19 protein-coding genes are annotated in these 22,235 nt (G+C 29.0%); 2 read left to right on the forward strand and 17 right to left on the reverse strand.

What is annotated here, in order from left to right; genetic code table 11:
• Nucleotides 1-16: 16 nt before the first annotated feature.
• Nucleotides 17-1,276, forward strand: coding sequence for a UDP-N-acetylmuramoyl-tripeptide--D-alanyl-D-alanine ligase (murF, locus tag BTO04_RS06380; protein ID WP_087563708.1), 1,260 nt, complete (start codon nucleotides 17-19; stop codon nucleotides 1,274-1,276).
• Here murF and BTO04_RS06385 read toward each other — a convergent pair.
• Nucleotides 1,266-2,120: an N-acetylglucosamine kinase gene (locus BTO04_RS06385; protein WP_087563709.1), complete on the reverse strand. Its 855-nt coding sequence runs from the start codon at nucleotides 2,118-2,120 to the stop codon at nucleotides 1,266-1,268. The two genes, murF and BTO04_RS06385, sit on opposite strands and share 11 nt — an antisense overlap.
• 156 nt (nucleotides 2,121-2,276) lie before the next feature.
• Between BTO04_RS06385 and BTO04_RS06390 the strand changes: the two genes are divergently transcribed.
• Complete coding sequence (locus BTO04_RS06390; RefSeq protein ID WP_087563710.1) at nucleotides 2,277-3,014, forward strand: tyrosine-protein phosphatase; 738 nt, start codon at nucleotides 2,277-2,279, stop codon at nucleotides 3,012-3,014.
• 30 nt (nucleotides 3,015-3,044) lie between these two features.
• On the opposite strand, the gene BTO04_RS06395 is transcribed toward BTO04_RS06390, so the two are convergent.
• The 16 genes from BTO04_RS06395 to BTO04_RS06470 all read right to left on the reverse strand — a co-directional run bounded on the left by BTO04_RS06395 (nucleotide 3,045) and on the right by BTO04_RS06470 (nucleotide 22,232).
• Nucleotides 3,045-5,432, reverse strand: a complete 2,388-nt coding sequence (locus BTO04_RS06395) for a tyrosine-protein kinase (protein WP_232455965.1) — start codon at nucleotides 5,430-5,432, stop codon at nucleotides 3,045-3,047.
• Nucleotides 5,433-5,441: 9 nt separating this feature from the next.
• Nucleotides 5,442-6,200: a polysaccharide biosynthesis/export family protein gene (locus BTO04_RS06400; RefSeq protein ID WP_087563712.1), complete on the reverse strand. Its 759-nt coding sequence runs from the start codon at nucleotides 6,198-6,200 to the stop codon at nucleotides 5,442-5,444.
• Nucleotides 6,201-6,245: 45 nt separating this feature from the next.
• Nucleotides 6,246-8,138, reverse strand: a complete 1,893-nt coding sequence (locus BTO04_RS06405; RefSeq protein WP_087563713.1) for a nucleoside-diphosphate sugar epimerase/dehydratase — start codon at nucleotides 8,136-8,138, stop codon at nucleotides 6,246-6,248.
• 25 nt (nucleotides 8,139-8,163) lie between these two features.
• Nucleotides 8,164-9,264 (reverse strand): aminotransferase class I/II-fold pyridoxal phosphate-dependent enzyme, encoded by a 1,101-nt coding sequence (locus tag BTO04_RS06410; RefSeq protein ID WP_157662438.1) that lies wholly within the window; start codon nucleotides 9,262-9,264, stop codon nucleotides 8,164-8,166.
• Between the two features lie 5 nt (nucleotides 9,265-9,269).
• Nucleotides 9,270-10,220: a glycosyltransferase family 4 protein gene (locus tag BTO04_RS06415; RefSeq protein ID WP_087563715.1), complete on the reverse strand. Its 951-nt coding sequence runs from the start codon at nucleotides 10,218-10,220 to the stop codon at nucleotides 9,270-9,272.
• A 3-nt stretch (nucleotides 10,221-10,223) separates the two neighbouring features.
• Nucleotides 10,224-11,147, reverse strand: a complete 924-nt coding sequence (locus BTO04_RS06420) for an NAD-dependent epimerase/dehydratase family protein (protein WP_087563716.1) — start codon at nucleotides 11,145-11,147, stop codon at nucleotides 10,224-10,226.
• 1 nt (nucleotide 11,148) lies between these two features.
• A complete protein-coding gene (locus BTO04_RS06425; protein ID WP_087563717.1) occupies nucleotides 11,149-11,895 on the reverse strand; it encodes a glycosyltransferase family 2 protein in 747 nt (248 codons plus the stop codon).
• On the reverse strand, nucleotides 11,895-13,610 hold the full coding sequence (locus tag BTO04_RS06430) for a carbamoyltransferase C-terminal domain-containing protein (RefSeq protein WP_087563718.1): 1,716 nt from the start codon (nucleotides 13,608-13,610) through the stop codon (nucleotides 11,895-11,897). The genes BTO04_RS06425 and BTO04_RS06430 overlap by 1 nt, the downstream gene beginning before the upstream one ends.
• Before the next feature lie 90 nt (nucleotides 13,611-13,700).
• A complete protein-coding gene (locus BTO04_RS06435; RefSeq protein WP_087563719.1) occupies nucleotides 13,701-14,636 on the reverse strand; it encodes a UDP-glucuronic acid decarboxylase family protein in 936 nt (311 codons plus the stop codon).
• A 92-nt stretch (nucleotides 14,637-14,728) separates the two neighbouring features.
• Nucleotides 14,729-15,877, reverse strand: coding sequence for a glycosyltransferase family 4 protein (locus BTO04_RS06440; RefSeq protein ID WP_087563720.1), 1,149 nt, complete (start codon nucleotides 15,875-15,877; stop codon nucleotides 14,729-14,731).
• Complete coding sequence (locus BTO04_RS06445) at nucleotides 15,855-17,147, reverse strand: hypothetical protein (protein WP_087563721.1); 1,293 nt, start codon at nucleotides 17,145-17,147, stop codon at nucleotides 15,855-15,857. The genes BTO04_RS06440 and BTO04_RS06445 overlap by 23 nt, the downstream gene beginning before the upstream one ends.
• Nucleotides 17,140-18,285, reverse strand: a complete 1,146-nt coding sequence (locus BTO04_RS06450; RefSeq protein WP_087563722.1) for a glycosyltransferase family 4 protein — start codon at nucleotides 18,283-18,285, stop codon at nucleotides 17,140-17,142. The genes BTO04_RS06445 and BTO04_RS06450 overlap by 8 nt, the downstream gene beginning before the upstream one ends.
• 6 nt (nucleotides 18,286-18,291) lie before the next feature.
• Complete coding sequence (locus tag BTO04_RS06455) at nucleotides 18,292-18,927, reverse strand: hypothetical protein (protein WP_087563723.1); 636 nt, start codon at nucleotides 18,925-18,927, stop codon at nucleotides 18,292-18,294.
• A complete protein-coding gene (locus tag BTO04_RS06460; protein ID WP_087563724.1) occupies nucleotides 18,920-20,017 on the reverse strand; it encodes a DegT/DnrJ/EryC1/StrS aminotransferase family protein in 1,098 nt (365 codons plus the stop codon). Before BTO04_RS06460 ends, BTO04_RS06455 begins: the two co-directional genes overlap by 8 nt.
• Complete coding sequence (locus tag BTO04_RS06465) at nucleotides 20,018-21,070, reverse strand: glycosyltransferase (RefSeq protein ID WP_087563725.1); 1,053 nt, start codon at nucleotides 21,068-21,070, stop codon at nucleotides 20,018-20,020. It lies immediately after the preceding gene.
• Nucleotides 21,060-22,232, reverse strand: a complete 1,173-nt coding sequence (locus BTO04_RS06470) for a glycosyltransferase family 4 protein (protein WP_087563726.1) — start codon at nucleotides 22,230-22,232, stop codon at nucleotides 21,060-21,062. Before BTO04_RS06470 ends, BTO04_RS06465 begins: the two co-directional genes overlap by 11 nt.
• Between the last annotated feature and the right edge of the window lie 3 nt (nucleotides 22,233-22,235).

Genomic DNA, 22,235 nt, shown 5'->3' on the forward strand with positions numbered 1-22,235 from the left:
TTTTTATATTTAATAAATGAAAATAACTGATATTTACGTACTTTATTCTAAATATTATCTTGTAGACACAGATACAAGAAGCATTAGAACAAACACAATTTTCTTTGCCTTAAAAGGCGATAATTTTAACGGCAATAATTTTGCAGAAGAGGCTTTAAATATAGGAGCAGATTATAGTATTGTTGATGAAAAGAAATATCAAACAAATTCTAAAATTATACTAGTTAAAAACGTTTTAGAAACCTTGCAGGAATTAGCAAATTATCATAGAAAACAATTAAATATTCCTATTATTAGTTTAACAGGAAGTAATGGCAAAACAACTACTAAAGAATTAATAAATGCTGTTTTAAGTGAGAAATTTATTACTTCTGCAACCAAAGGAAATTTAAACAACCATATAGGTGTACCTCTGACCCTACTTTCTATGACTCCAAAAACAGAAATTGGAATTGTAGAAATGGGCGCAAATCATCAAAAAGAAATCGAGTTTCTTTGTACAATTTGTGAACCCGATTTTGGTTACATCACCAACTTTGGAAAAGCACACTTAGAGGGTTTTGGGGGGGTTAAAGGAGTCATAAAGGGTAAATGCGAACTTTATGAGTATTTAGAAGCTAATAATAAAATTGCTTTTGTAAATCCTGATGATGCAATTCAAGTTAAAAAAACTAAAAAAATTAATTCAACCTTTTTTAATACTGATAACTTGCAGTTTATAGAAATTAATCCTTTTGTAAAACTCATCTTTAATTCTAAAAATATACAAAGTAATTTAATTGGTAAATACAATTACACCAATATTGCTGCCGCTATAACTATTGGAAATTACTTTAAGGTTGATGAAAAAAATATAAAAAATGCTATTGAGAACTATGCACCAACCAACAATCGTTCTCAGATTATTGAAAAAGAATCTAATAAAATACTATTGGATGCGTACAATGCAAATCCATCTAGTATGAGAGCTGCTCTAGAAAACTTCTCTTCAATAAAAGAAGACGCAAAGGTGGCAATACTTGGAGACATGTTTGAAATAGGTGAAACAAGCCTAAAAGAACATCAAGAAATTACAGATTTAGCTACTAGTTTCGATTTTGATGAAATCCTTTTTGTTGGAGAAAACTTTTATCAGTCGAAAACAAAAAAACATCAATTTAAAAATTTTGATGCTTTAATGAAATACGTTATAAAAAATCCTTTTAACAAACAATATATCCTTATTAAAGGCTCTAGAGGAATGCGTTTAGAAAGACTTTTAGAATTTATAGATTAATATTTTTTTTATGATACGTTAATAAATTGTCAATTGGCCTTTGAATTACACCAGTAATTTGTAGGTTATTCTTTTTTGCAACTTTCTCTAAAATATCTCTAAAGTAATGTGCAATTGACCCTATAAAATATATTGGTGTTTCATTGGTCTTATTATAAGGAAGAACTCTGTATTTAAAGAACACTTGAAAACCTTTTTTTATAATTTTCTTAATATACTTATCATCTTTAAAGTCAAACATAAATTTAGCAAAAGAAGCTAAGTACATGTTTGGGTTTGACTCTCTATAAATATTCCTTTTAATATAGTCTGCATCTAAATTAAATTCCTCTTCAAATTTTTCAGCAATTCTTTTTGGCATTTGATTGTAAAAATAATCGATCAATAATTTTTTACCAAAATAATTACCACTTGCTTCGTCCATTAAAATATACCCTAAAGAAGGAACTAAGGTTTCAATATTTTCACCATCAAAATAGCAGCTATTAGATCCAGTACCTAAAATACAAACTAACGCAGGTTTACTTTCTGAAGCAGCATAAACAGCAGCTAATAAATCTTCTGAAACAACAACTTTAGCATTTACAAAAATAGACTCTAAAATATTCTTTAAAATTTCAGTAGGTTTTGGTGTACCACAACCAGCTCCATAGAAATGAATCTCTTCTACTTCATCCTTTATATTAATAAGCTGAAACATATTAATAATTCTGTTGTACAATTCTTCTTGAGGAACAACAGCTGGGTTTAAGCCTAAAGTTCTTTCTCTAAAGACTTCATTTTTATCACCATCAATTGCAATCCAATCTGCTTTGGTAGAACCACCATCTGCTATTAAAATCATAATTATATTATTTTAACCAAATATATTACAAGTAAATTGCATACACAATAGACTTTTGAACTTCAATCGTTTTCGTAAATGTTAATTTATTTTGAAGATTGAAATGGGGTTACTTTTGAGGTTAAAAAATTGTAGATTTGCAGCAAAATACTCCAAATGATTTTTTTTAAGAAAAAGGAAATACCCCTTATAGATTTTTTTCCAGAAGGTTTTGTAGACATACATTCTCATTTACTTCCTGGAATTGATGATGGTGCAAAAAACTTAAATGATTCGATAGAATTAATCACAAAAATGCGCTCTTATGGAATAAAAAACTTCATAACAACTCCTCATGTTTTAGGTAATGTGTACCCAAACTCTAGTGAAACAATAAAAAATAAATTAGAAGAAGTAAAAAAAGAGTTGCTTAAAAGAAATATTAATGATATTTCAATAAGAGCTGCAGCTGAATACATGATGGATGAGCAATTTTCTGAACGTTTAGAAAAAGAGGATATCCTTACTTTAAAAGACAACTATATTCTTGTAGAAATGTCTTACTTTAATGCTCCTATAAATTTATATGAGCTTTTATTTGAAATCCAACTAAAAGGCTACAAACCTGTTTTAGCACACCCAGAGCGTTATAACTTTTACCACAATGATTATGAGAACTATTATAAGTTAAAAAAACATGGATGCTTATTTCAGTTAAATTTATTATCATTAACAGAACAATATGGAAAAGGTGTACAGCAAATTTCTAAAAAACTTTTAAAAGAAAATATATATGATTTTGTTGGTACTGACACCCATCATCATAATCATTTAGCTCTTTTAAACAAGGTTGGAACTAAAAAGAATTTAGAAAAAATTAACCACCTCTTAGATAATAATAAAAAGTTCATATAAAATAAAAGCATCCATTTGGATGCTTTTATTTTAACTTAAAATTCTTTTATACCATGGTTTTTTAACCTCATCTATGTAGCCATTTCCATAGCCATAGCCATAGCCATAGCCATAGCCATAGCCATAGCCATAACCATAACCTTTTGTCGTGTCAGTATCATTCAAAACAATAGCAATATTTGGTAATTTTTTCTCATCATATAATGTTTGAACAACATTTAACATCCGTTTATCCAAATAATTGGCTCTTGTAACATACACAAACATATCTGCATACTTAGCTATTAACAAAGTATCGGTAACTAAGTTTACAGGTGCAGTATCAACGATAATAAAATCATATTCCTTTTTTACTTCATCAAATAACTCTTTAATTTTAACGCTCAATAATAACTCTGCAGGATTTGGAGGAATAACACCAGATGCAATAATATCTAATCCTTTAATCTCAGGAATCGAAAATTTAACATCATTCAAAGAAATATTTTCATTGGTTATAAAATTTGTGATTCCTTTTCGTTCAGGAATACCTAAATATTCAGTAACCTTTGGAGCTCTAAGATCCATACCTAATAATAAAACTTTTTTGTTAGATAAAGAAAGAGCTGCGGCAAGGTTAATTGAGGTAAATGATTTCCCTTCCCCACTTGTAGTAGAGGTAATAAATATTGTCTTACCTAAATCATTATTAGGTAACATAAAATCTAAGTTAGTTCTTATTAAACGAAAAGCCTCTGCAGTACCTGTTCTAGAATCGCCTCCAATAATAACTTTATCATTTCCTTCAGAATGCGGTATATCTCCTATAAAAGGTATTGTTGTTAAATCTTCAATATCTTTTCTAGAATGAATTTTGGTATCTAAAAGGTTTTTAAGATAAATAATAATAAAAGGAATTAATAGCCCAATTAATAGTGCCCCTACATAAACCATTTTCTTTTTGGGCGATATTGCCCCCCCTGAACTGTAAGCGAAATCTATAATTTTTGCATTTGGCACTGTAATGGCCAAAGAAATAGCCGTTTCTTCTTTCTTCTTTAAAAGATATGAATAGAGACCAGATATAATTTCTTGTTGCCTAGCAATATCAATAAAACCTCTTTCTAAAATTGGTATTAATGAAACCTTAGAAGATACTTTAGATGCTTCTTCTTTTAATTGACTCAACTGAGATTTTAATGAGTACCCTAAATTTGAAATACTTCTTTTCAGGTTTTCTTTTACTGAAATTATTTCCCTTGTATATTCAAGTAATAAAGGGTTTTTATTTCCAGCACTTAAACTTAATCTATTCTTTTTATTTACTAAATCATTGTATATTGCTATAGATTGAGAAATCGCTTCATCTGAAAACCCTAAATTTTGTGGAAGAATTTCATATTTTTCATACTGCTTATTAAGACTCTCACCAATCCAATTAATTAAATTTAATTGCGTCTCTAATTCAAGGATCTTTTCATTATTAATTGAAGCTTTTGCCAAAGCTAACTCGCCTTCAATAGATAAACCAGTAATATTATTCTTGTTTTTATAATTTTTAACATCATCTTGAATTTTTTCTAAATCCAAACCAATTTTAACAAGCCTATCATCAATAAATTCTTTTGTCTTTTTAGAAACCTCACTCTTATCATTAATCGCATCAATATTATATTGCCTAACTAATTCATTCAAGATATCTTCTGCTTTTTCTCTTACAGGATGATTTATAGACAATCTTAAAACACTCGATTGTTTACTAACAGCACTAATATTAATATCCGAATACCTAGATATTGTATTCGATTTATTTGCTATATTAACAAAAATAGTAAAGTTATTCTTTTCATTAAAATGTTTAGTTTTAACAACTTTAAAAACGCCCACATTTGATGTTAACAACTCATCAAAATTATAGGCCGTTATAAACTCATTATTAAAATTTTTAATTTCAAATTTATCCTTCGAAAGGAAAGACACTACAAAAGAAGTATCCTTATTTTGCTGAATTAAATTTCTTGAGATAAAATTAATTTTTATAGGGTTGTCTTTATATATTTCTGTTTTTTTTACTCTGCCCTCAACAGAATAGGTAGTAAATAAATCTAATGCATCTACAACTGCACCAATTATTTTTCTTGATTTTATGATTTCAATTTCATTATCTGGATTATTACTAGAACTTCCACCTATTATTCCTAAATCCTTAAAAGCTTCTAATTCTTTAGAAATCCCAGACTTTTGGTTATCCTTAATCATAATAGTAGTCGTTGCACTATATTGAGGAGTCGTATACCTTAAATAGGTATAGGCAACAATTAATGCCAATATTATTCCTAATAAAAACCATTTCCTGTATAAAAGATACTTTTCAACCTCTTCTCTAATATTTAGAGCATCGTTATCCATTCTATTTGTAACACTATTTTCTTTGTTCATTTGCATATCTTATCTTACTATAATAGCAATTAATCCAATTAATATTCCCGTAACCGAAATAACCAAACCTGTATTTGAATTACTAGAAGCTGACTGTATTTTTGCATAATTTTGTTCTACATAAATGACATCATTCTGCTGTAAATAAAAAACGGGTGAAGTATTAATGCTATTAGATAGTAAATCAACTCTATATTGTGTTTTCTTTTTATTTTCTTCTCGCTGTACCAAAACATTATTTCTTTGCGCTGAGAGATTTAAATCTCCTGCTAGTGCGATAGCATCTAGTATAGATATTCTTTCATTAGGAATGGTATAACTTCCTGGCTTAAGAACATCACCCAAAATAGATATTTTAAAATTAGCAATTGTTATAATTACTCTTGGTTTTTTCACATAATCAGGATCTAAACTCCTCTTAAACAAGGCTATTGCTTCATCTCTAGATAAACCGCCTATTTTTATTTTCCCAAGGATAGGAAAATCAATTTCTCCTTTATTATCGATTAAATAACTTTGTTGCTGACCAGTACCATCAAATAAAGCGGTAGATAAATTAAAATCTTTAACGGCTTCAATCTCTTTTGCTGAAATAGTAATATTCAATAAATCATCTGGCTTAAAGACCGTTTTATAACTATTTGAAACTTTTTCTTGATTGATTTCATCATTTTGAAAATAGATGATGTCTTTCTTTGAAACACAAGAGTTAGATAATAATATAAATAGTATACCAAGTATAGTAATACCTAAATGATTTTCTTTCATTAGTTTTTTTTTTTTTGCAAAAGTAGTAATTTAATTTATAAGCCTTTAATTAATATCTAATTTTTCAAAAACTGAATTATTTGAGATATATTCTGGAACAAGCTTCTTTATCTGTTGTACAATTTCATTGCTAGACAAATCTAGATCAATTACATTGAGCTGATTTATTTTATTTTGAACAAATAAATCATCTATATTTTGAGACTTAGCAATCATAATTTTTTCATGATATGTTTTAATCGTATTCTCTCCACTTGCAAGTAGCTCTTCATATAGCTTCTCACCGGGTCTTAATCCTGTTATTTTTATATTAATATCTTCTGGGTATTTCAATCCTGAAAGAGAAATCATTCTTTTTGCCATATTAAAAATCTTTACTGATTTCCCCATATCAAAAATATAGATTTCACCACCAACGCCCATAGTACCAGCCTCCAATACTAAACTACATGCTTCAGGAATCGTCATAAAATATCTAGTGATATCTTTATGTGTTACTGTTAAGGGCCCACCTTTTTCAATCTGTTTTTTAAATAACGGAATTACAGAACCATTAGATCCTAGTACATTTCCAAATCTAGTAATTGTAAACTTCGTATTATTTGTATCTTTACTTAAACAACTTATATACATTTCGGCAACTCTTTTAGTTGCTCCCATTACATTTGTTGGGTTCACAGCTTTATCTGTAGAAACCATTACAAATCTTTCTACATGATAAGCTACTGATAAATCAGCAATATTTTTTGTTCCCAAAACATTAATTTTAACGGCTTCATAAGGGCTCTCTTCCATTAAAGGAACATGTTTATACGCAGCAGCATGAAAGACTTTTTGAGGCTTGTATTTTTCAAAAATTGCTGTCATTCGCTTTTTATCTCTAACATCTGCAATAATTGCAACAAAATTATCCTTATCATTCTGAATTAACTCTTGTTGTAAATCATATAAGGGTGATTCTGCCTGATCAATTAAAACCAATAGCTTTATGTTATAGGAAACTAATTGCCTAGAAATTTCACTCCCAATAGACCCCGCAGCTCCAGTAACAAATATAACTTTGTCTATAACTTCTCTTTCAACTATTGGGTTTGCTATAGAAATTTGATTCCTATCCAATAAATCATCAATATTTATTTGTTTTATTTGATTTGCTTTTAAATCGCCGCCCATCCACTTCGTTAGTGGTGGCACTATTTTTACTTCCACATCTAACTTTAATAGTGTATCTGTTATTTCTAAAAGTCTGTTTGGTTTAATATTTTGTATCGATATTATAACTTCATCAATATTATTTTTCGATATAAACTCTTTATCTATTTTTGATGAATCATAAATTTTAATCCGATCTATTTTTTTATTTATTTTGCTTGGGTTGTCATCAATAAATCCATAGATCTCATAACTATTATTTGTATCTCTATTTAATGCTCCATATGTAATTATTCCTGAATCTCCTGCACCATATATTAATGCATTTGTAATTGTTTTTAAATCTGTAAAGATTACTTCATAAAAAGCTTTAAACAAAAACCTACTAAAGATTAATAATAGTGCATTCAGTAAATAATGTATTAATATAATAGATATTGGAATCGTAAATAATTCAGATACTTTAAATACCCTATTTAGTAAAACGATTAAGATGCTTAACCCTGCTAAAAGTGTTGAAGCCAAAAAAACATTAAAAGCATCCCTGGTTCCGGTGTGTCTAATAATCCCCTTATAAGAACCAACTATTAAAAAACTAACTAATGAAATTACTATTAATACGGGTATTTGATTCAACAATCTTTCCGAATCAAAATTTAAAGATAAATTAAATCGAATTAAATAAGCAAATACAAATGAAACAAGCACTAAACATACATCTATAAACAGAACAAGCCATTTAGAGGTATATTTATTGAAGTTTTCTAAAAAAAATCTTTTAAACATATATTAAAAAATATAGAAAGGCAATTTACAACAATTTATTTACTGAACCCTTAATTCTTTCTTTATCATAATCCGTTAAATTAGATCCTGACGGTAAACATAATCCTTTTTCAAATAAATTTTCAGAAACAGATTCGCCATAATAACTACAACCTCTAAAGACAGGCTGTAAATGCATTGGTTTCCAAAGCTGTCTTGATTCTATATTATCTTTAAGCAATTGCAATCTCAGATTTTCACAAGAAAACCTCACTAATTCTTCATTTATTAAAACACAAGTGAACCAATGGTTAGAAAAGTAGTCTTGATTTGGTTCTTTATGAAGCGTAATACCTTCTATATTTTTAAACAGTTCTGAATAAAACAAATGAATTTGTCGTCGACAAAAAATATATTTTTCTATATTTTTTAACTCAGATAAACCAACAGAAGCTGATAGTTTACTCATCCTATAATTATACCCAATTTCGGAATGTTGATAATAAGTGTATTCTTCTTTTGCTTGAGTTGCTAAGTATATTGCGCTATTTTTCTCTTCTTCACTTTTACAAATTAAAACACCACCACCAAATGTGGTTAAAATTTTATTTTCGTTAAATGAGATAATACCAAAATCTCCAAAAGTGCCACATTTTTGTTTTTTGTAAGTAGAACCTAAAGCACTTGCAGCATCTTCAATTAACTTTATATCATAAAACTTGGCAATAGAGACAATAGCTTCTATCTTAGAAGGCATTCCGTAATTACTATTTATAACGATTGCTTTTGGCTTCTTTCTTTGAGAAATACAGTTTTTAATAGCTTGCTCTAACAATAATGGGCACATACTCCATGTATCATTTTCACTATCAATAAAAATAGGTTTTGCTCCTTGATATAAAATTGGGTTTGCTGTTGCTACAAAAGTAAAACTTTGGCAAATAACTACATCCTCTTTTTGCACTCCTGCTAAAATTAATGCTAAATGGATTGCAGCTGTTCCAGAATTTAATGCTACTACTTTTTTGTTAAAACCAATATATTTCTCTAAAGCAACTTCAAAATTTAAAACGCTATTCTCATTAAAAGAAACAGTATCTAATACTTCCTCTAAATCTGGTTTTGATAAATAGATCTTAGCTCTCAAAATATTTAATTTCTTACTTTTAACTTTTGAAATATAAATATATACAACAGAATGAAAAAAGAAATAATAGTTATTAAAATTAAAAATTGAGTTTGCAATTCTAATTGATATGTTTTATAGAGAATCGCATTCATTAATAACTGAATTATAGTGTAAATAAGTGACACTTTTAAATGCGACATCTTTTTGATATCTACTAATTTTTGATAGATATGATGTCTATGAGCATCAAAAACACTTTCATTTGTATAAAATATTCGATATAACAGTGTGTTTCCGCCATCTGCACCGTAAACGATAATAGCTAAAATAATTAATGGTGATTTTAATACTACAGCAAAATATAAGCCTATAAAAAAGACCAGAACACCAAGGGCAACACTACCAATATCTCCTGCAAAAAAAATGGCTTTTTTTCTGAAATTATAAAAACCAAAGACAATGAGTGAAATTAAACTATAAACAATCAAATCTGGATTTATAATTTCTTCATTTAAATTTATAAAATAAAAAACGAATAGCACTGCAATAGAATACAAACCAGTAATTCCGTTGACGCCATCCATAAAATTAAATAAATTGATCGTCCCAATACCTAAAATTAAGTAAAACAAAGACAACGCTTCAATGGGAACACCTACTTGATACAAAACCAGTACCACAGCTAATAATTGAAAAGGAAATCTAACTTTAGAAGTTAATGTATACATATCATCTAAAAAACTAATAACAGAAATTAAAAAAACACCTAAAACAAAATATGTATATTGATAATCATTAAAAAAAAAGAATAACAAAATAGCGATAGGGAAAATAATACCTCCGCCTCTAACTGTAATTTTAGTATGTGAGCTTCTTTCATTGGGTTTGTCTATTATTTTAAATTTTATAGCTAACTTTAAATATAAAAAAGAAAGAACAGCCAAAATAATTGAAACAATAATATAAATTTTCATAGTTTAAAATGATGAAATTGTTTTTTCAATTCCTTTTTTTGCTGATAAAGGTAAATCTTTTTGAATCGCTTTTTTGATTTTATGATTAGAAACCTCATAGCTTTCTACTAACTTCTGTACTCTTTCTGAATTGATTGGTAAAGGCAGAAAATCTCCAATTTCAGCAAACAAATTGACTAAAAATTTTGGAATGTTTACTATTTTAGAGGGCTTATTAATCGTTTCACCAATGATCGTAACTAATTCTTTAGTAGATACACTTTCATCATCTGCAATATTATAAACTCCAGATTCAATTTTAGAATTATCAATTAATTCATTGATGATAAAGCATAAGTTCTCTACAGAAACATAAGATCTTTTATTCTCGTACTTACCAAATGGATAAGGTATTCCTTTAGAAATAAAACGATATAAAAGATTTAAATTCCCTTTATTTTTTGGACCATGAATCATACAAGGCCTTAATATATATACTCTTTTAGTACTAGGAATTACTTTTGATAAAATATAATTTTCTGCTGCTAATTTAGATTTTCCATAAACACTTACTGGATTCGGAGTAACCTCTTCAGTTAAAACGCCTTCTACGACATCTGCAGCTGCCTTTACAGAACTCATATAAATAAAAACTTCACAATCACTTTTTAAAAACTGATCAAAAAGTTTTTTTGTGAGTTCAGTATTTACCTCAAAGTATGCTGCGTCTTCTGAAGTTTTCTTTAAATCGTGTGCTTTACCTGCTAAATGAATACAACTTTTTGATTGATTTAGCTTTTCTAGATTTAAAGCTTCATAACTCAACTCATCTAAAATTGGAGTTCTAGAAACACCGATGGTATTCTTACCACTTTGGTTTAAATAACTAATAAGGTTTATACCTACAAACCCCTTATTTCCTGTAATTACATGTAAGTTATTATTCAAACTACTTTTTGTTTAAAAATCCTATTATTTTCCAAAACCCTCTTAATTGTACTTTTAAATAATTAAATCTTATATTATTTCTAGTTAATGCTTTTTTAATTTCTTTAGAAATTAATTGATAACTACTAATTCCAGAACTACTTAAACCACCAATTAGCATCGAAGTTGTTGTAATATTAGAGAATTTCCATGAAATATTATGTTTCAAGAAAAAACGCGTTATTAGCTCGTAGTCTGCACCAATTGTAAAGTCTAATTGATAATCTCCAAATTTATTAAATAATTCTTTTTTGAAAAAAATTGCAGGATGCGCAGGCATAAAACCTATTTTTAATTTTTCTGGATTCCAGTTTTTTGCAGAATATTTCCTGACAGTTTTACCTTCTTCATTAAATTGTATAATGTTACCTACAGAAGCATCTATATTATTCTCTAAATGAAAATTCGCTACATTTTCTAAAACAGTATTATCTGTAAAAATATCGTCTGAATTTAAAATACCTATAAGATCTCCTGTAGCTAATTTAATTCCTTTATTCATGGCATCATACAAACCTTTGTCAGGTTCGGAAATAAATACTGAGATAATACTTTTATACTTTTCGATTAATTCAAGAGTGCCATCAGTAGACCCCCCATCTATAACCAGATACTCAATATTGTTATGTGACTGTCTTTTTATAGATTTAAAGGTATTTTCAATAGTTTTTGAACTATTAAAGCACACAGTTATTATAGATACTTTCATTATTTTTCTAAAACATAATTACCTAAAACTAACATATCCATATCAGTCCTCAAATAACAATCTATTGCTTCCTCTGGAATATTTACTACTGGTTCATTTTCATTAAAAGAAGTGTTAATTAAGATTGGTATACCTGTTATCTCATAAAATTCTTTTATCAATCTATAGTACCTTGGTCTTAACTCTTCTTTTACAGACTGAAGTCTACCGCTACCATCAACATGAGTAACCGCTGGAATAAGTTTCTGTTTTTCTTTTCTAATTGGAAGAACTCTCTCCATAAAGGGAGTAAATTGGTAATTTTCAAAATATTCTTCTCCGAACTCTTCAAGTATACTAGGTGCAAAAGGTCTAAAAGACTCTCTTTTTTTAATTTTTTCGTTTAGAAGTTGTTGTGCTTTAGAATTCCTTGGATCTGCTAATATAGACCTACTACCCAATGCCCTTGGTCCAAATTCGGCTTTTCCATCAAAAAACCCAATTACATTATTATTAGAAATTGATTTTGCTATGTATTTAAAAAGTGTATTGTCTTCTAAATATTTATATTTTAAATCTAACTTCTCAATTATTTCTTTAATTTCTTCATTAGAAAAAGAGATTCCAAGATTAGCATTATATAAAGGTGCTATTCTTTTACTATCCAAATTATGAAAATAATGATATTGTGAGGCACCCATTGAAATTCCCGCATCGTGTCCTGCACTAGGTATGTATATTTCTTTAATAGATGTATTATTTAGTATTTTACCGTTAGCAACGCTATTTTGCGCTACACCTCCAGCAATACATAAGTTAGAAATACTTGTTTGTTTAAAAGCTCTTTCAATAACTTCAAAAATCAACTCCTCAGTTCTCCTCTGAAGGCTTGAAGCGATGTTTTTGTGTCTTTGATTAATTTCTTCATTTTTTGACCTTTTTTTTCCAAATAATTTTTCAAAATTAGTTTCATCAAATAACTGACTAACATTAGGATTATTATCACTGTACGATAAAGTACCACTGTTTAAGTTGAAAAAACTTGAATTCCATTCCAAAATATTTTTATCTCCACTCCACATTACAGACCTCATTTCTTCCAGATACTCCGGGGATCCGTAAGGAGACAATCCCATAACTTTGTATTCATCACCATAATATGGAAAACCTAAAAATTGAGTAAAGGCACTATAAAACAAACCAATACTAATAGGGAAATCTTGAGATTCTATGATTTCAATTTTATTACCAATACCTTTCCCTATCATAATAGTAGAAAAGTCACCAGAACCATCAATTGATATTAAAGTAGCTTCTTCGAAAGGACTTGAAAAAAATGCTGATGCTAAGTGAGCTCTATGATGTTCAATAAACTCTATTTTAGGACAGAATCCAAAATGATTTTTTATATTTTCCTCCAAGGAATTTAAATCTGATCGATTGGCAAATCTTTGTTTTAGCATAGAAATAGATGGCTTAATGTTTTTTGCCATGTACCTCATTTTATTAAAAATCTTAGCTTTAGGATCTCTTCCAACACAAATACTTGATATGTCGCTCATTTTTAAATCTTGCGATTGCAAACAAAACTCTATCGATTTTAGTGGTAAACCAGCCCAATGTTTTTGTCTGGTGAATCTCTCTTCTTCTGTGGCACATATAACTTCTCCGTTAATTAATAGTGCGGCTGAGCTATCAGCATGATATGCATTTATACCTAATGTGAATTTTTTCATTTTTTAAATAGAATTTATTAATATGATTTGCAAACTTAAATAAGTTCCATAGGCTTACAAAATTATGTTTTTTTGACTTTATAGATACTACTAGATAACCTTTTTAAAATATGAAATTGTTTTAATAAGCCCCTCTTCTAGGTGAGTTTTAGGTTGCCAGCAATTCAATTCTTTAAAAGCCAGTTCTATGACCGGTTTTCTTTGGGTTGGATCGTCCTGTGGCAATGGTAAATATATTATTTTCGAAGAGGAATTAGTTAATTTAATTACTAGTTCAGCCAATTCTAACATCGTAAATTCTACTGGATTACCAATATTGACAGGGCCCAAAAATTCATCTCTACTGTTCATCATACGGACCATTCCTTCTACCAAATCATCAACATATTGAAAACTTCTTGTTTGACTCCCATCTCCAAAAATAGTAATATCTTCTCCTTTTAAAGCTTGCACAATAAAATTAGATACTACACGACCATCTTCTGGGTTCATATTGGGGCCATAGGTATTAAAAATTCGTATAATTTTAATTTTTACTCCATTTTGATTGTGATAATCCATAAACAAAGTTTCTGCACAACGTTTTCCTTCATCATAACAAGACCTAATCCCTATCGGGTTTACGTGACCCCAATAACTTTCTGGTTGCGGATGTACCAATGGATCTCCATAGACTTCACTTGTGGATGCTTGTAATATTTTCGCATTGACTCTTTTAGCCAAACCAAGCATATTAATAGCCCCCATTACACTGGTTTTAATAGTTTTTATAGGGTTGTGTTGATAATGCACCGGAGATGCAGGACACGCTAAATTATAAATCTCATCAACCTCACCCATATAAGGCTCAGTTACATCATGACGAACCAATTCAAAATAAGGATTGTCTAATAAGTGTACAATATTTTCTTTACTTCCTGTAAAATAATTATCCAAGCAAATTACTTCATTTCCTTCTTTTAACAAACGTTCACATAAATGAGAACCCACAAAACCTGCTCCACCGGTTACTAATATTTTTTTCATATTTTATTTATTAATTTATACCGACTAAAGGAATAATCTTTATCTGATTTGAAACTGATAGTATACATTTAATAGCTTATTATTATTTATGATTAATTAAACAGATTCCTATTTGCATCAATAACCTCTTTATTATTACAGAATTCCTTTGCAAAATTAAATGCATTCCATGAACATTGTTCGTAGTCTTCTTCATTCATTTTAGCAAAAGATTCAATGGCAAAGATAAAATCTTCTGGCTTATCCAAAGGAATGTCATACCCTATTTTCTTATTATGTAAATCAAGCCATGGGGTTTGATTGGATAAAATCACCGGGCATCCTGCTTGAAAGGCTTCCAATATAACATGTCCAAAATTTTCATGAAACGTAGGCAACAACATTACATGTTGATGTTTTAATATTGCAGGCAATTTTAAATTAGGAATGGCGCCTAAATAATTTACAGTAATATGTTTGGGTAATTTTTTAATTAACAATTCACATTCTTCCCAATACCCCGGTGCACCAATAGGGCCAATAATAGAAAAATTAACTTGATAACACTCCTTAACTTCGTTCAAATAACGCAATGCTCCAATTAAATTTTTCTTTTCGGAAATTCTTGATAAAAAAAATAAATTTAAGGTAGCTGTCTCTTTTTGCTTGGTAACTAAAGATTCAGACATTTTAGCTGAAAGGTTTGCTGCCAATTTCACCTGCATTTTCTCTCCAAAGCACTTTTTAATTTCTAGTATTTCAGTACTTGCTGTTCCCTGCCAAATAATTTTATTCGGAATCCCTGACATTTTTAAAAACAAAAGTACCAACTGTTTTTTTCTTTTACTCAACTTTAAGGCTCCTGCTCCTAACATTCCTCTGGGTGCTAATACCACGCGCATTTTATAACGCACGGCAAACCATAAAGGAAGTAAGGCAAAATAAACGGAAAATAATGAATTAAAATATACCGTATTATAGGACTCTTCTTTCAACAAGAAACGATAGTTCGAAATATTCAAATGCTGTTTGTCAACATATTTAATTCTATAATTATCTCGTATTATCCAAACATTCGAATCAATAGCATCATAGGGTTCAGTAGCACCTAAATCTTTATTGGACGTCACAATAGAAATATCAAATATAGCTCCAAAATGATTTACAAAATTGGAGATGGACTGTATAGGACCTCCTGCTTTATAACCTGGTAGAAACCAATCGATAAAAATCAATAATTTAGCTTTTTTCATTACTTTCATAAGGTGTTTTTTGTATTAAATAAGCTAAATAAAATTTATTTATAATATAAAAAAGTATGTATGCTTTAATCAAATGATTTAAAACCATATAAAACTCATTTCCTGGCCTTATTAAATAAGAAAAAAAATATGGTAACCAAATTAAATTAAGATGGTTTTTAAAAACATAGTGTTTATAAAAAAGTAATAAAAGCCTTGATATAATATGACCAAAAATAAAAAGTGCTATAAAGGAACCTAAAAAACCAAAATTTAGATAAAAATCTCCTAAAATCCCAAAAGTCATAGCTGTCCCCTCTCTTAGACTATAACCTGTGAAATGATTGAATCTTTTATAGTCATTAACAATTCTTTTATCCGGCCACACAAATCGAGGTAATATTGCAGATATAATATCATTTAAAAAATCCGATCCATATTGATAGTCCACAACAGTGGGAACATGGTTTAAGACCATAGAAGTGTGCCATCCCTGGTTTAATCTACTCATTGTAACATGTACAGATTCATTTTTAAAAAAATCCGTACTAAATATTGAGTTAAAAGAATCTTTATCAAGAAGATTTGATAGTAAATTTAACTTAGAGTTAAATCCTTGATTAGTGTTGCTTTCCCAAGTATTCCTTCTGTATTCGTGTTTCACACTTTGATATACCAGTAAAAAGATAAAATTAGAGAAAATAATAAAATATTTAACCTTATTGGTTATTTTATAACGTAGAGCGAAAAATATTGAGAAAAATATTGAAAAAATAATAAACTCTATTAAGAGTGCATTTAGAATTGAACTCAAAGCTATTTCTAAAAAAAATATGATTACAATAATTTTATCACTTTTCCTTTTTGAAAAAATTAAACTGTATATTCCAATTGTCTTGAATAGAATGAAAAAATTAGCAATAGAGCCCAGAGAACCTGGTAAGAAAAGCATTAAAACACCTGCTAAAACACCTATAAATAAAAGAGCCCTACCTAATTTTGAAGCAATCCTACTTGAAATAGTAACTTTAGTTAATTTAAATTGATTTTTTACCGAAAATAAACCAATAATAAAACAAGCACAAGAAATAATAGCATAGTTTAAATATTCGTCTTTGTTCATTGGCATTGAATTTTCATTACTATAATTATAAACATACATCGGAGCAATACAATATTGCAAAAGATATAAAACTGTAATTAACTCAAACAATGGAAACGATTTCCCTATATTTTTAACCAAACGATAACTAGAAAAAACAAATAATAAAATTATTAAATTATCAATCATTCTTTATTTTTTTTAAAAAAATTTCATGCTTTAATTTAAAAGTATCATATGAAAAATATTTATGTGCAATTCTCACTGCGGCTTTAGATTTTTTTTTGAATTGAACATCATTCTTTATTACTGATAGTAACGCGTTTTCATGGTTATCGTAATCAAAGGGTGAAATACAAAAACCATTTTCATTATTAAATATTGCTTCTTGTGAACCATCTTGATTGCCCACAATAATAGGTGATCCACAAGCCATTGCTTCTAGAGGAGTCAATGGGATACCTTCTCCTCTGCCAACTCCCCTGTCAGATACTAAAGAAAAAATTCTTGAAGCTCTATAAAACTTTGCTAAATCATCTTCATGAACCATTCCTGAAAAAAAGACACGATCTGATATATTTAAATTACTCGCTAATTCTTTCAAAAATTCAATCATATCTCCTTTACCTGCAAAAACCAACACAGCATTTTCATCTTTCAATGCCACTTTTGAGAACACTTCTAACAATCTCTCATATCCTTTATGCGAAGCAGCATAAGACAATCTACCCAATGTTAAAATCCAAGGATAAATGCTTGGGTCTGGCAAATTATACTTTTTATAAAAATCGTCTTCATCATCTGCAATAACTTCATTAAACTTATCAAAATCAACACAATCCCAAATAACATCAATAGAATCGGAGCTCCTAAATCCCTCATTTATAGCGTAATTAGATGTAAAATGACAATCTGAAATTACGTGTGTAACCCTTTTAAATCCCTTTTCCACATCAGGTCTTAAACCACTCCAAATTTCAAGGCCATAAATATTTAAAACACTTTTAACTTTATTGATTAGTTTAAACTTTATTAAAATTTCAGTAAGGTTAATATGCCCTAGCCAAACAATATCTGGCTTCCAAAAAAAGATATTAAATAAAACCTTAAAAGTAAAAACTAATTTACTTGATAATGAAGCGCCCCACCCATTCCAAGACACTTTAAACTCCTCCTCAAAATCACCTAATTGAGGTCCTAATAATGAAAAAACTTTTACGTTTTGCTCCCCCACTAATTCTCTTAAACAACGTATTTGATAGCGGTTATATCTACTAATTCCACCTTTATCAAAACACCCAGTTGTTAAATATAAAATTTTTTTCATTTAAAATTATTTTATTGATGATAAGATTGTATTTGGTTTTACTTTTTCACCACTTATTAAACTCAATACCCCTAACCAAGTTCCGTTTGGTATCTCAGTTCCAGGCAATACAACAGAATTTAACCCTATAGCTGCATTCTTTCCTATAATAACATTGCCTACAATAAGAAATTGATCTTCACTTTTAGCCATTGAAGAAAAAGAATATCGTTTTTCATCCTCTGGTGTATTTAAATTTCTATAATGATGAGATAAACTATAAATTTTAGCTCCTGATGCCACCGTAACATTTTCTCCAATTCTCACACCTCCATGAGCTTGTATTAATGAAAATGGGGCTATATGCACTCCATCAGAAATAAGTAATTCACCCCAAGGTATTTTCTTTTCCCCTTTTACATGGTAATTTCTATTTTTTGAGTTAAAAGCTCCCCCTATTAAAATCGTGTTTTTATCAAACCAAATATTACTCCCTAACGAAATGTTTTTTAAATTTTCAAAAAAGACACCTTCATCAATTACTATATTTTTACCGCAAGTTTTAAATTGTCTATTGTAATAGAAAAACCTTATTCTACGTCCAATAGAACCGCTAATATTTCTAATTAAGGACTCTACTATTTTTTTTAAATGATTAATCATTCAACAATTGTGTTATTACTTTACAAATAAATTTTACTTGTTCCTCTTTTAAATCAAAATAAGTAGGTAAATTAATTCCTTGTTGATATACAATATCTGTAACAGGTGTATGAACAGATTCATTTATATATGGCATTTGTGACATTGGATAAAAAAACGGTCTAGAATCAACTCCTCTTTTCTTTAACTCTGTCATAAACTCATCTCTACTTTCCAGATTCCATTCAATATTGTTAAGACAAATTAACCAATAAGCATTGGTTGCCCAAGTATCTGTCTTATTTAAACTTACACCTTCTTTTTTAACAAGGTATTTTTTGTACCAAGCAAATATAGTTTGGCGTTTATCCATAAAATCTTGAACTCTCTCTAACTGAGCACATCCCAGGGCGGCTTGAATATTTGTCATTCGATAATTAAAACCCGGAGCGGTATGCCAATAACGTTTCTCCTTACTCATTGCATGATCTCTCAAATGTTTACATCGATTGTAAAAATCTTCATCATCAGTGGTTATCATCCCACCTTCGCCTGTTGTTAAATTCTTATTTCCATAAAAACTAAAAGTACCACAATGCCCCCATGAGCCTACTCTTTTCCCTTTTACTGTTGCACCATGTGCTTCAGCGGCATCTTCTATAACCCAAAGACCATGTTTATTTGCTATTTCGAGTATTTTGTCCATTTGTGCAGGATGACCATATAGATGCACTGGCATTATTGCTTTCGTTTTAGGCGTGATTAAACTCTCTATTACATTTGGATCTATACATAGATTATTAGCATCAACATCTGCAAAAACAGGTGTTGCACCACAATGTAATGTAGCATTTGCGGTAGCAATAAAAGACAAATTAGGCATGATTACCTCATCACCTTTGCCAATGCCATTCGCTGTTAATGCCAATTGAATTGCAACTGTACCGTTACTAACACATATAGCGTAGCGTGTTCCACAGAAATCTGCAAACTCTGCTTCAAATCTATCAATATATTTTCCTAAACTTGAAATCCAAGTAGAACGGACTGCATCTGTAACATAATCTATTTCTTTTTGAGTGATAGATGGTTGTGAAATGGGTATAAACATTTATGTGTTTTTTAAATACGTTAATAATTCTTGTGTTCTTGCGGCATAACTATATCCTTGAGAAACACTCTTTTTCCTTGCATTTTTTCTAATAATAGATGCTTCTTCAAAACTTAAATTCAAAACATAAGTCACTTTGGAAACCAAATCATTAAAATTACTATATATAAAACAATCCTCGTTATTCTTAAAGAAGATTTCGTGTTCAAGACTTTTCGGAGCAAGCATTATTCCTCCAATGGCAGGAACTTCAAAAGTTCGCATATTATGTGAATTAATATTATGAGGCCTAAAAATATTTATCTGAACTCTATATTTCCCAAGAGTCTCCCAATAAGCATCACCATTAACTTGAGGATATACTTCTATATAAGAGCTTGTTTTTAAAAATTTATTCCAATTTTCACCAAAAACTACAATTTGAATCTCTTTGTCCGCTAAGCCATTAATAATCTCTGCTCTATTAGAATCTGGATTTCCAACAAAACATGCCTTTACCACCTCATTATTTTTATCCTTTAATTTTAATTCTTCAAATTTAGACTCCTCTAATTCATATCCAAATGGTAAATAGAGAGCTTTTATTTTATAGGTTTCCAACAATTGCTTTTGAATTTCTTTACTATATGTAATATGCTTGTCATAAAATGGGATTGCATTTCTAACAAATTTGTTTCCACTTCCTTTACTAAAATATTCAAACGGATGATCCAAGTTATAATTCAATAACTTAATTCCTTTATCTTTTATAATTTTTAAAGAGTCCAAAGATATTTCTGAACCTTTAAAAACAACAATATAATTTGGAGAAAATTCAGCTACCTGCCTTACAAAATTTTTATTGTTTCTTTTTATCAAAAAACGCGGAAAAAAATGAAATAATAATCTGTAAATAAAGCTTTTTCTAAGTTTATTATTGTGAATATCATGAAACTTCAATTTTTCAACAATAACATTTTCACTATTGCATAAATGATTGTAGTAATAATTACCCAATACATTAGAGTTGAGTTTAGAACCAGAAATTAATATCCTAGTAGGATTATTTTTCATTTTTTATGATTTTTAAAAAAATGTTTAATTGTTTATTTATTCCAAAATTTTCTTGTGAATACAAACTTATCGATTCTCTATCTAATAAACCGTTATTATAATCAAAACAACTTTTCTCTATTAAAGTTTGAAGTTTGCTAAGGTGATTATTATGATTAAACTTGTAAAAATAATCTTTTGAGAAAAACTCATTTTGAGCACCTATATCCGAGACTATTACCCTATTGCCACAAGCCATTGCTTCTGGAACAACTCTTCCATATTGTTCCACCCATTTATTAGTAGGTATAGAGGCTAACACCGAAATATCTGTAGCATTCATATAATCAGCAATTTCAGTATGATTTGCTTTAAAAAAAATAGTTTTGGTTTTAATTTTGGATTTTAGTATTTTTTCCTCTATCACATTTTGATAATCGTTCTTATATCCCGAAAATTCATCTATTAAAAAAACCCAATTATCAACCTTTAAATTATTAAGAGCATCAATTAAAATATGGACTCCCTTCTCAAAAACAAGTCGACCAAAATAAGAAATAACAATTGTATCTTTCGAAATATTCAATCTAGACCTTACCCTTTTTCTAGCATCTAAATTAAGTTTAAAAATTGATTCATTGAAACCTAAAGGTATTTTAGTCACCTTCTTAAACCCAATCCTTTTAAAACATTTTAAACCATCATTATTAATTACTAATAAATCATCAATTTTAGACCTTGACAATCTTATTAACAAATATTTTAGTAAAGAGTTATGAAGTTGACCAATTCCTTCCCTTTTTATTACATCAAATGGTCTTTGCGATAAATTTTCGCATGAAAGAGCTATAAACTTAGAATGACTTCGTCTAGCCATAAAACCTAAATATACTGACATTATGCTTCCTGGATCCCCTTCATAATAGATTACATCAGGTCGAAATTCATTTACTACCTTTTTTATTCCCTTTAAATAGTATAATCTTTGATGATAGTTGGATGGTGTTAAGAAAGCAATATCTGGATCTTCATTAGCTATAATATCAGCAGGTTTAGCTCCTTTTCCAAAATCCCAAGATTCCGGCACAATTAATTTTAAATTAATCCCGTTAAGACTTAACCTTCTGTAAAACTCTCTGTTATTAGAATTCCAAGAACTTGTAGATATTGCTAAAACTCTCATTTA

The sequence above is a fragment of the Polaribacter sp. SA4-10 genome (assembly GCF_002163835.1).
Taxonomy (GTDB): domain Bacteria; phylum Bacteroidota; class Bacteroidia; order Flavobacteriales; family Flavobacteriaceae; genus Polaribacter.

Coding starts and splice junctions, on each gene's coding strand:
- murF (WP_087563708.1), top strand. CDS start 17: ATGAAAATAACTGATATTTACGTACTTTATTCTAAATATTATCTTGTA.
- BTO04_RS06385 (WP_087563709.1), bottom strand. CDS start 2,120: ATGATTTTAATAGCAGATGGTGGTTCTACCAAAGCAGATTGGATTGCA.
- BTO04_RS06390 (WP_087563710.1), top strand. CDS start 2,277: ATGATTTTTTTTAAGAAAAAGGAAATACCCCTTATAGATTTTTTTCCA.
- BTO04_RS06395 (WP_232455965.1), bottom strand. CDS start 5,432: ATGAACAAAGAAAATAGTGTTACAAATAGAATGGATAACGATGCTCTA.
- BTO04_RS06400 (WP_087563712.1), bottom strand. CDS start 6,200: ATGAAAGAAAATCATTTAGGTATTACTATACTTGGTATACTATTTATA.
- BTO04_RS06405 (WP_087563713.1), bottom strand. CDS start 8,138: ATGTTTAAAAGATTTTTTTTAGAAAACTTCAATAAATATACCTCTAAA.
- BTO04_RS06415 (WP_087563715.1), bottom strand. CDS start 10,220: ATGAAAATTTATATTATTGTTTCAATTATTTTGGCTGTTCTTTCTTTT.
- BTO04_RS06425 (WP_087563717.1), bottom strand. CDS start 11,895: ATGAAAGTATCTATAATAACTGTGTGCTTTAATAGTTCAAAAACTATT.
- BTO04_RS06430 (WP_087563718.1), bottom strand. CDS start 13,610: ATGAAAAAATTCACATTAGGTATAAATGCATATCATGCTGATAGCTCA.
- BTO04_RS06435 (WP_087563719.1), bottom strand. CDS start 14,636: ATGAAAAAAATATTAGTAACCGGTGGAGCAGGTTTTGTGGGTTCTCAT.
- BTO04_RS06440 (WP_087563720.1), bottom strand. CDS start 15,877: ATGAAAGTAATGAAAAAAGCTAAATTATTGATTTTTATCGATTGGTTT.
- BTO04_RS06445 (WP_087563721.1), bottom strand. CDS start 17,147: ATGATTGATAATTTAATAATTTTATTATTTGTTTTTTCTAGTTATCGT.
- BTO04_RS06450 (WP_087563722.1), bottom strand. CDS start 18,285: ATGAAAAAAATTTTATATTTAACAACTGGGTGTTTTGATAAAGGTGGA.
- BTO04_RS06455 (WP_087563723.1), bottom strand. CDS start 18,927: ATGATTAATCATTTAAAAAAAATAGTAGAGTCCTTAATTAGAAATATT.
- BTO04_RS06460 (WP_087563724.1), bottom strand. CDS start 20,017: ATGTTTATACCCATTTCACAACCATCTATCACTCAAAAAGAAATAGAT.
- BTO04_RS06465 (WP_087563725.1), bottom strand. CDS start 21,070: ATGAAAAATAATCCTACTAGGATATTAATTTCTGGTTCTAAACTCAAC.
- BTO04_RS06470 (WP_087563726.1), bottom strand. CDS start 22,232: ATGAGAGTTTTAGCAATATCTACAAGTTCTTGGAATTCTAATAACAGA.